At 45.8% G+C, this 9266-nt stretch carries 9 protein-coding genes and 2 pseudogenes; 4 read left to right on the top strand and 7 right to left on the bottom strand.

Translation table 11 applies throughout. From position 1 onward, the window contains the following. Nucleotides 1–151: pseudogene (locus AC1DUA_RS22525) on the bottom strand (sporulation integral membrane protein YlbJ); the annotation flags it as partial. Nucleotides 152–461: 310 nt separating this feature from the next. On the opposite strand from AC1DUA_RS22525, the gene AC1DUA_RS22530 reads away from it, so the two are divergent. Continuing rightward, a complete protein-coding gene (locus tag AC1DUA_RS22530; RefSeq protein ID WP_477501905.1) occupies nt 462–854 on the top strand; it encodes a globin domain-containing protein in 393 nt (130 codons plus the stop codon). 43 nt (nt 855–897) lie between these two features. Further along, entirely contained in the window at nt 898–1599 is a 702-nt protein-coding gene (locus tag AC1DUA_RS22535) for a DUF2225 domain-containing protein (RefSeq protein ID WP_477501906.1), read from the top strand. A 75-nt stretch (nt 1600–1674) separates the two neighbouring features. Here AC1DUA_RS22535 and AC1DUA_RS22540 read toward each other — a convergent pair whose 3' ends face one another. Genes AC1DUA_RS22540 through AC1DUA_RS22550 form a run of 3 tightly spaced genes read right to left on the bottom strand, consistent with a single transcriptional unit; the run spans nt 1675 to nt 3226 of the window. Next, a complete protein-coding gene (locus tag AC1DUA_RS22540) occupies nt 1675–2781 on the bottom strand; it encodes a GGDEF domain-containing protein (RefSeq protein ID WP_477501907.1) in 1107 nt (368 codons plus the stop codon). 31 nt (nt 2782–2812) lie between these two features. Continuing rightward, nucleotides 2813–3055, bottom strand: coding sequence for a hypothetical protein (locus AC1DUA_RS22545; RefSeq protein ID WP_477501911.1), 243 nt, complete (start codon nt 3053–3055; stop codon nt 2813–2815). Nucleotides 3056–3061: 6 nt separating this feature from the next. Beyond that, on the bottom strand, nt 3062–3226 hold the full coding sequence (locus AC1DUA_RS22550) for a YycC family protein (RefSeq protein ID WP_315953201.1): 165 nt from the start codon (nt 3224–3226) through the stop codon (nt 3062–3064). 145 nt (nt 3227–3371) lie between these two features. Here AC1DUA_RS22550 and AC1DUA_RS22555 point away from each other — a divergent pair. Beyond that, nucleotides 3372–5095 (top strand): annotated as a pseudogene (locus AC1DUA_RS22555) (M3 family oligoendopeptidase). 72 nt (nt 5096–5167) lie between these two features. Here the strand turns inward: AC1DUA_RS22555 and AC1DUA_RS22560 are convergent. After that, nucleotides 5168–6238: a methyl-accepting chemotaxis protein gene (locus AC1DUA_RS22560; RefSeq protein ID WP_477501908.1), complete on the bottom strand. Its 1071-nt coding sequence runs from the start codon at nt 6236–6238 to the stop codon at nt 5168–5170. 463 nt (nt 6239–6701) lie between these two features. On the opposite strand from AC1DUA_RS22560, the gene AC1DUA_RS22565 reads away from it, so the two are divergent. Further along, nucleotides 6702–7073 carry an O-methyltransferase gene (locus AC1DUA_RS22565; protein WP_477501909.1) on the top strand — a complete coding sequence of 124 codons (372 nt, stop codon included), beginning with the start codon at nt 6702–6704 and terminating at the stop codon, nt 7071–7073. A gap of 65 nt (nt 7074–7138) precedes the next feature. Here AC1DUA_RS22565 and AC1DUA_RS22570 read toward each other — a convergent pair whose 3' ends face one another. Together AC1DUA_RS22570 and AC1DUA_RS22575 are read right to left on the bottom strand one after the other, a co-directional pair. Continuing rightward, nucleotides 7139–8188 (bottom strand): FecCD family ABC transporter permease, encoded by a 1050-nt coding sequence (locus AC1DUA_RS22570; protein WP_477501910.1) that lies wholly within the window; start codon nt 8186–8188, stop codon nt 7139–7141. Continuing rightward, nucleotides 8185–9207, bottom strand: coding sequence for a FecCD family ABC transporter permease (locus AC1DUA_RS22575; protein ID WP_477501912.1), 1023 nt, complete (start codon nt 9205–9207; stop codon nt 8185–8187). The genes AC1DUA_RS22570 and AC1DUA_RS22575 overlap by 4 nt, the downstream gene beginning before the upstream one ends. Nucleotides 9208–9266 lie beyond the last annotated feature (59 nt).

A 9266-nucleotide genomic window follows, 5' to 3' on the forward strand; every position in this document is an offset into this window, starting at 1 on the left:
AGCCAAGCAAAATTTCGGAGATTATGAAGAAGGGAAAGAGTGCAGGAAAGAGTACATCCCACCAAATGGAAACGCCGCGCAAGGCTGCTTGAAGTCCGGCATGAGGGAAGGCGAATAAGCATAGAATAATGGCAATAACAACAAAGGCCATGAGTAATGCCGCGGTAAAGTTTCTTTTCTCCATGGAACTCTACACCTCCTCTTCAACTATATGAAAGGAGTGGGACATACATGCCGGCCTAAAAAACTTAGACTTTGGTACTGTTATGTAAATGTATTTATGGTAAAATAGGACTAGTAATAGTCTTATATCCTAGGCCGCGGGAGTGATTCAAATGACAAGTGTCATCGTCGGTTTGGTCGTTTGTATGTTCGTGTTTGTCATTCGAGAAACGCTCATGCATACAGGTGATGAGGATATAGAAAACTATTAAGTAATCATGAGCAGAGAGGTTCTCACCATGTCAGAGCAAGAACGCAATACGCTGTTTGAATTGATGGGGGGAGCAGAGACCGTTCGCCGGATTGTGGAGGCTTTTTATCCCAAAGTACTGAAGAATCCTTTACTGGCGCCTCTGTTCCCTTCGGATATTGAACCCGTTATGGATAAGCAATATATGTTTCTAAGCCAATTTTTTGGAGGTCCGACTCTGTATTCAGATGTCCATGGACACCCCATGATGAGAGGAAGACACATGCCTTTTCCCATCACAGTGGAACGTGCAGATGCATGGTTAGGCTGTATGGGTGAAGCTATGGAGGAAGTGGGTTTGCCGCTGGAACTACGCGATTTTTTGCTGCAACGCTTGAAAGGTTCCGCTTATCATTTTGTGAATACACCTGAAGAGGAATAGTTCTTCTTTCCTACACTTTCCAGAGAAGAGGCGGGGTTTCAAGATGGTTGAACCTTTGTATGAGATTTCAGTGAAATGTACGTATTGCGACAATTCCTTCAAATCAATGAAGGTTCGTCCAAGCTTCAAAAAAGCGAGTAAAACAGACGCGGATTTCTGCGTTCATTATAAGGATATTAACCCTGATTATTATGTCGTGAGGATTTGTCCTTACTGCGGCTATGCGCAAACAGAGAACTTTTCGGATAAGTGGAAGTCAGCTCAACGTGAAGCTTTCCATGAGAGGATCGCCAAGAATTGGACGATGCGCAGCTTTGGCGGTGAACGAACGTGGGAGGAAGCGTTGCAGAGTTATAAGCTGGCACTGGTCAGCGCGCAAATTAAAGAGGAGAAATCCCGCGTTGTAGCAGGACTTCTTCACCATTTGGCGTGGCTGTACCGAGCTAAGGGCGATTGGGAACAAGAGAAGCGATTCTTGACTTTTGCCTTGGAAGCGTATGTTAACGTATATGAAAATGAAGGCATGGATCTGAATAATGCGAGACTGATGTTTCTGATGGGGGAGCTCAATCGCAGATTAGGTCGGTTCAATGAAGCAGTCAAATGGTTCTCACGCATCATTAATGACCGTAAGATAATGGATGCTGCGATGATTCGTGCAAGCCGTGAACAATGGATGGTAACTCGCGAAGATATGCTCGCTATTCGTATGGAACTGCCGGACGAAATGAAACAAGCAACTTAATTATTTCTGGTACAAAATGAAATGAACGCTTGGCTATGTATTGTGGTGATTGCTTGATGGCGATCCCTTGCATAGTTAAGCGTTCATTTTTTGCTCAATTGTTGGGAGTTTCTTGTAGTGGGTGAAACGATTTTTTCCTTGACGTTTGGATTCGTAGAGGGCTTGGTCTGCTTCATAGATCATTTGGGTCAATTCAGCCTGGGGTAATTCAGCAGTAGAAATACCAATAGAGATGGTAATTGGTGTTAGGATGGATTGGTTTTTGTACAGGAAGGCTTGGGCAGTCATGAAACATAAACGCTGGGCGTATAAGCTAAGTGTAATCGGGTCTGTCTCTGAACTGAGARGAATGAATTCTTCCCCGCCGTACCTTGCGAGATAATCTTCTTCATGAATATGTTGCCGAAGAACATGGCTAATTTCTCTTAGCAGTTGATCACCCTCCAGATGCCCGAAGAGATCATTATATTGTTTGAAATTATCCAAATCGATCATCATGATAGACATTTGTCGTTTACTAAGTGCATTGTTTGCGATGGGCATAAAGCTGCGGAGATTAGGAAGTTTGGTTAGGCTGTCTTGATTGGCTTGGAGCTCCATCTGGCGTTGTAAACGCCAACTCTTATTCTCATCATTCACCATAATAATGAGCGTAATGAAAGTGGCTGACATAATGGCTAGCATGAAAAGCTGATCGCCGACATAATGCCAGGAGAGTCTACTTATGAACAGTCCATGAATCAGGAGGCGTAAGAGAAAGACATAAGTGCATATCTGGAGTCCATGGCGAATAGGAATGTCCAAGAAGCCACTGCGGTATTCTTTATTGTGAAACAGGGAGCTTATAAGCGCAGGGGCGAGCAAATCTTGTGCGATGTTGAACCAGGCATGATTCTCGTTCAAAATGAGGCTGAAGCCCGTCGGTAAGACGGTTGACAGAAGGGCAATCGGCATTCCGTAACGCAAGCCTGCCATGAAGATGGGTAAGGAGCGTAAATCTATTAAACCGAGCGGCTCAGGCAGGGGTTCGAGCATCATGATCATACAAGCAAGACCGGTGAGCAGAGGCGCAAGAAGCTGCTCGAAGGAATCGGTCAGCATCTTGCTGCGTACTTTCATAGCCACGTAATTCAGTGTGACTAATGTGCATGCACTTGTCAAAGGAACGAGATACTCATTCATAGGAACTCTTTCTACTCCTTGCGCTTGAAAGCTACGATTGTTTCGTTCGTATAGCGGTGTCCGCCAATAAGTAATCGCGGTCTGTGTCAACGAGCGTCAGCTTGTTATGACAGCAAGGAAACACAAGAAGCTTCTTTTTACCCTCGTGAATGGATTTCAGCTCGTGGACTTTCATCGGCAGCAGCACATTGGAGCTATGGCAAAACGGACATTCGGCCACATAAACGTCCTTCATTACAATGTCATAAGGCCATGTGTTAGCAAAAGGAAACAGCACGGCTTACTTCGATTCCGGTTCGCTTTGTTCCGAAGTGGAAGATTTCGCGAGCTCTGCTAATTTTTGAAGTAAAATATGTTGTGGCATATGCATGAGATGTTCCAAAGGTACTTTAAGCTGCTCAGCCAGTTTGACGGCTGTTTCTGGAGAAATTTGTAACGGTTTCATAATTGTCATCACACCATCCTGTTCCGATTTTTTTGCAGGAACTTTATTTTATTGAATCATACTTCTTACCTATAAGCAATGAGTAAGATTGCGATGATTGCTCCTGATAGACCGTTTATGATTTAATAAAAGAAGGAAAGGAAAGGTGATAGCTTTGCTTCATTTACCTCTTAATCAAACGTGGAATTTAGAAACTTTTTTTCCTGGTGGAAGTGAGTCTCCTGCCTTCGCAGCACATCTGAAAGAGCTTCAAGCTTCGATTGCGGCCTTCCAAGAGCAAGTGCGGAACACACCATCCCCACAGCAAGCTGCAGATACTGGTGGTCTTGCGAGACTGGTTGAGCTGGTCCAGAGCAATTTGAAAAATATTCACGAGGCTGATTCTTTTGTCGGTTGTCTGCTTGCCGATAATCAGAAGGATAAGAAAGCGCCTGTATTGAATGGACAGGTCAAAAGCTTGTACGCGGAGCATTTGTCGTCACTTACCCATTTTGACCAAGTGCTGACCGGTATTCCGGATGAGGTTTGGTCAGAGATTCTGAAGAAAGAGCCATTCCAAGCAATCGCATTTCCGCTTCATGAACGCCGTGCCCTGGCACAAGAAAAGCTGTCGCCTGAACAAGAAGCATTAATCAATGATTTGGCCGTAGATGGTTATCATGGGTGGGGCGACTTGTATAATTCTACCGTAGGTCAATTCCGTATGCCTGTAGAGATTGACGGTGAGACGATTGAACTTTCGGCTGGCCAAGCATTTAATAAGCTGCATACAGAGAATCGTGAAGAACGGCTTGCTTTGTTTGAGAAATGGGAAAAAGCCTGGACGGACAAGGAAGATTACTGCGCAGAAGCATTGAACCATTTGGCCGGATTCCGCCTTCAAGTGTACAAATATAGAGGCTGGAACAGCATACATAAAGAGCCGCTAGCGATTAATCGCATGGAAGAGAAGACGCTGAATGTGATGTGGGATGTCATCGACCGCAATAAAGCGATCTTCGTTCAGTACTTGAACCGAAAAGCGAAGCTGCTTGGCGTTGAGAAATTAGCTTGGGTGGATGTCGACCCTTTTCGGAGCAAGCCTTCGAGAATCGCTGGATTGAAGCTGAGGACCGTGCTGGGAAGCGTCCAGGCGGCTTCTGTACATCGTTCCCAGTCGCGGGAGAGACGCGTATCTTCATGACGTACGGCGGCACGCTGAACAACGTCTCTACACTTGCGCATGAGCTTGGCCACGGCTACCATCAGCACGTCATGACGGATATGCCGGCACTCGCTCAGGAGTACGCCATGAACGTCGCGGAAACCGCGTCTACGTTCGCAGAGATGATCGTTGCTGATGCTGTTGTGAAGAGTGCTTCCACGGACGAAGAGCGCATCGTTTTGCTTGAAGACAAAATTCAGCGGGCAATTGCGTTCTTCATGAATATTCATGCGAGATTCATATTTGAAACGAACTTCTACGCAGAACGAAGTCAAGGACTTGTGAGCGTGGAGCGTCTGAATGAGCTCATGGTGGATGCGCAGAAGGTTGCTTATCAGGATGCGCTCAGCAGTTACCATCCGCATTTCTGGGCAGCAAAATTGCATTTCTATGCAACGGATGTGCCTTTCTACAACTTCCCATACACGTTTGGTTACATGTTTAGCGCCGGCATTTATGCGAGAGCTGTGCAAGAAGGCGCGGCTTTCGAAGATAAGTACATTTCTCTGCTCAGAGATACGGGCAGCATGAACGTGGAAGAACTTGCGCAGAAACATCTTGGCGTTGATTTGACTGAGCCGGACTTCTGGCAAAGCGCTGTGGACATGGCGGTTCAAGATGTGCAGGAATTCATGAGGCTGACAGAAGCAAAAGTTCAGGTTTAATAAGAAAAAGGGATGCCCTGGGAGTAGATCATATCTACGTCAGGACATCCCTTTTGTATTATATGGTTAGGCTTATATCTTGAACACTTGAATTGTCTGCTGCAGCTGTGTGACGACGCGCGTCATCTCTTCAGCTTGCGAGACAATGCCTTGGACGGTAGCGATCTGTTCGTTCATAGATGCCGAAACTTCTTGTGTGCCTGCAGCGGATTCCTCTGTAATCGCCGAGATGTTCTCCATGGCAGCGGCAATTTGCTCGGAGCTAAGAAGCATTTGTTCGCTTTCTTCTGCAAAGCGATTAATTTCTTCCGAGATAAAACCAACGCTATCGACAATCTGGGAGAAAACTGTTTCCGTTTGATCGATAAGCACGGTTTGTTTTTTTACGACATCTTCGTTGACTTGAATGCTGCGAATCGCTTCCTGAATGCCTTGCTCAATGCTCTTCACAAAGCCAAACACTTCACGGGTAAGGGAAGTGGATTCCTCAGCAAGTTTGCGAACCTCTTGTGCAACAACGGCGAAACCCCGGCCATGCTCGCCAGCTCTGGCTGCTTCAATGGATGCGTTGAGGGACAGCAGATTCGTCTGCTCGGCAATCTCCGAAATGGAGCGAGTTACGTTGGTGATACCAGCCGCTTGACGGGCCAACATGTCAATGGTTTCGGAAACCTGCTGGGTAACTTCTACATTTCGCTTCATGCCGACGCCTTGGCTTTCGACGGAAGTACGTCCCTTTTCCACTAGAGACATCATCTGATCGGAGCGGTCTTTCATTTCTTTTGCAGAACCTGCATAATTGACAATCTTCACTTCTATGTCTTTGGTCGTAATAGATACACCGGATACTTCTTCTGAAATTTGACCGGCGCCAGCAGCTAATTCATGGGCCGAAATGCTCACTTGTTCCAGGACCGTGCGAAAGTTTTCGTTTTTGGAGTAAATATCGCGGCTTGTTTGGAAAACTTGCTTGGAAATGGAGCCTGTATCGCGAAGAATATCACGAAGCTTATCGATCATTTTGTTGAAGGATTGGCCAAGTTGACCAAGTGTATCGTCGGAAGTTACTGTCACTTTCTGAGAGAAGTCGCCTTTGGAAATGTTAAGTGCAATGCGGGATAGGTCGGCCACAGGCTCTGTCAATTGGTTTTCGAACCACCTAATGAAAGGGTAGCTTAATGCAAGAAGAAGGACAAGAAAAACAATTCCTAGTAAGCGGTTCCATTCTGATGAGAATGTAAGGATTAGCAGAAATACACAGTTTAAGCCAATTAACCCATAGCAGCCTAACTGTAATTTCTTTCTAAAAGATAAGGTTGACATTTTATCCAAATTGACCGACTCCCTTGCGAAATTTGTAATGTATGCAGGAATAATGGACTATGTTTGAAAATTATACCATTGAATCTGGAAAGATTCTACACAAATTCGACAAATATCGTTCGTATTCGATTCATACATAGGATATATATAAAGGAAGTATTAAGAATAGTAAAAATTATACGAATATTTAAATAAATTGTTGAAATTTGTAAATTATATGGATATAATAGGTCTACAGTCGTGATTTACATAATAAGTAAAATTTTAAAACTTAAGGGGGAAGATGATGAGTTTAGATCAGATGTCACTTGCAAGACAAATCGATTTGGTGTTTAGAAGGATTAAGGATGAGTTGTCCCATGTAAGTTCAGGTACGGTGTTTGTACATATCAGGAATAATGAAATAGGCAAGTTCGGAGTGAAGCATATGCCGTTTGAAAGTAGGGACGGCGTGCTCCCAGAGACTACGGTTAAAGGCCTCACGGAGATTCAGTATCAATCATTTCGTCAGATGGCGCTTGAGTCTTTGAAGCGGAAGAAGAGTTGGACACATGGGGAAATTTACTTTGATTTTACGGTTAGACAAGGAATATTGTCAGCAAGCATTACCTTCGAAAGCAATTATAATATGGCTAGTTTAGCCAAAACGATTTAGCACTTATCTTCTATCAAGCAAACACCCCCGGTCGCGTTGATGACCGGGGGTGTTTTTGTAAGAGATTAACCACGATTTCTGCTGCGATACAAAACATAGATGAACAACGGAGCTCCAATGGCAGCTGTGAAAACACCTGCTGGAATATCGAGCGGTTTGAATACGAATCGTCCCGCCAAATCAGCAAGAAGTAGGAGTAAGGAACCAGTTAGTGCGGAAACGGGAATCAGTGAACCGAAGCTGGGTCCTACAAACTTGCGAGCGATATGTGGAGCCATAAGGCCGATGAAATTAATGGCTCCTCCGAATGCGACAGCAGCTCCTGACAGAGCCACACTCAAAATGATGAGTAGAAAACGCTGGCGTTGAACACTGCTGCCCACATTGCGGGCGATGTCCTCGCCTAAGGACTGCACTGTTATATGACGCGCATACAGAAAGATAACCGGAATCAGCACGCATACCCAAGGAAGTAGCGGGTAGACGGCTTTTTGCCAAGAGACGCCATAAATGCTCCCTGTCATGAAGGTCAGCGACTGATTCGCAAGAATGATAGGTCCTGAGATCATCATCAGATAGGAGAGCGCGCTCATCGCCGCAGTGAAGCCAGTGCCGATAAGGACAAGGCGGAGCGGGGTAATCCCATTTTTCCATGAAAGGGAGTAGACCAGCAAAGTGGCGATGAATGCGCCGAGAATCGCGGCAACAGGCAGCCAGTGAATACTGATTTTATCCGAGAAAAAGAAGAAAAAGGAAACCGCTCCGAGTGTAGCCCCACCCGTAGAACCAATCGTATCCGGCGAGGTTAGCGGGTTACGCACGATCCCTTGCAGGATGGCTCCGGCAACGCCGAGGGATGCACCGATCAACACGGCGACAATGACCCTAGGCAGACGCAGGGATCTGACAATCATGTTGCTGGGGTCCGTGCCATAACCGAAAACGGCACGGACAACCTCAATTGGCTTGATATAAATGCTGCCGATTCCCGTACTTAGAATCATGACAACTATGACGGCCAGGAGCAGTACAAGGGAAACAAGGACAGATTTCTTACTGACCCTATAGGAGAAACTTTTGTTTCGAATCGTAACATGTCGATTGGAATCACTCATTTCAGCAGTCCCCCTTTGCGAGCGATGTAAATGAAGAAGGGAACTCCGAGAATAGCTGTCGTTACGCCAACATGAACTTCCTTCGGCATAATGATGAAGCGGGCGATGACGTCAGCGCCAACGAGCAGAATACCACCTAGAATCGCACTGTAGGGAATGACCCAGCGATAATCGATGCCAACGAGGAATCGAACGATATGCGGGATGATGATCCCGACAAAAACAATTGGACCTGCGACGGCGACGGAGCCTCCTGCCAATAGGACGATAACGACTGCAGTAATGAATTTCACGTAAATTGTACGTTGTCCGAGCCCTTTAGCTACATCATCTCCCATGGAGAGGATATTGATGTGCGGCGCAAGAAGAAACGCGCCGACCCATGCAATTAGGATATAAGGATAAACGGATTGGAGCATGGCCATGGTTCTGCCTTCCACTGATCCAACGAGCCAATAGAGGACTTGGTCAAACGCTTTACCATTTCCTAGCAAAATACCTTGGGTAAGTGAAGCAAAGAAGGCGGTCATTGCTGAGCCCGCTAGTGTAATTTTCATCGGCGTTAAGCCATCTCTTCCTAAGGAGCCAAGTCCATAGACGAGGGCTGAGCTTACAGCAGCGCCAAGAAAAGCGATCCATGTGAACTGTGTCAAACTAGACACATTAAAAAATCCAACAGACAGCACAATGGCAAAAGCTGCGCCTGAGTTAATGCCAAAAATACTTGGCGAGGCAAGCGGATTTCGTGTCATTGCTTGCATAAGTGCTCCTGCAACAGCTAGGCTTCCGCCTACGAGTGCAGCGATTAACGCTCTTGGTATTCGAACGGTTTGGATAATGATCGCTTCGTTCGAAGGCGTAGCGTAGTGGTCAAATGATTGCATGACCTGTGTCCAGGTATAGCTATGTAGGCCGAATCTGACGCTGCAAACCATCATCCCGGCAAGCACGATGAGTGCCGCTAGCAGTCCAATACCTTTGTACAAGGGATATAGACGTCCGTTGTTTGAATAATTCATAGATAAGTGCCTGCTTCCTTGATTAGATGCTTCGTTTATTTTAATGAGAAAGGCAGGGG

This window comes from Paenibacillus sp. 01T422, assembly GCF_056398785.1.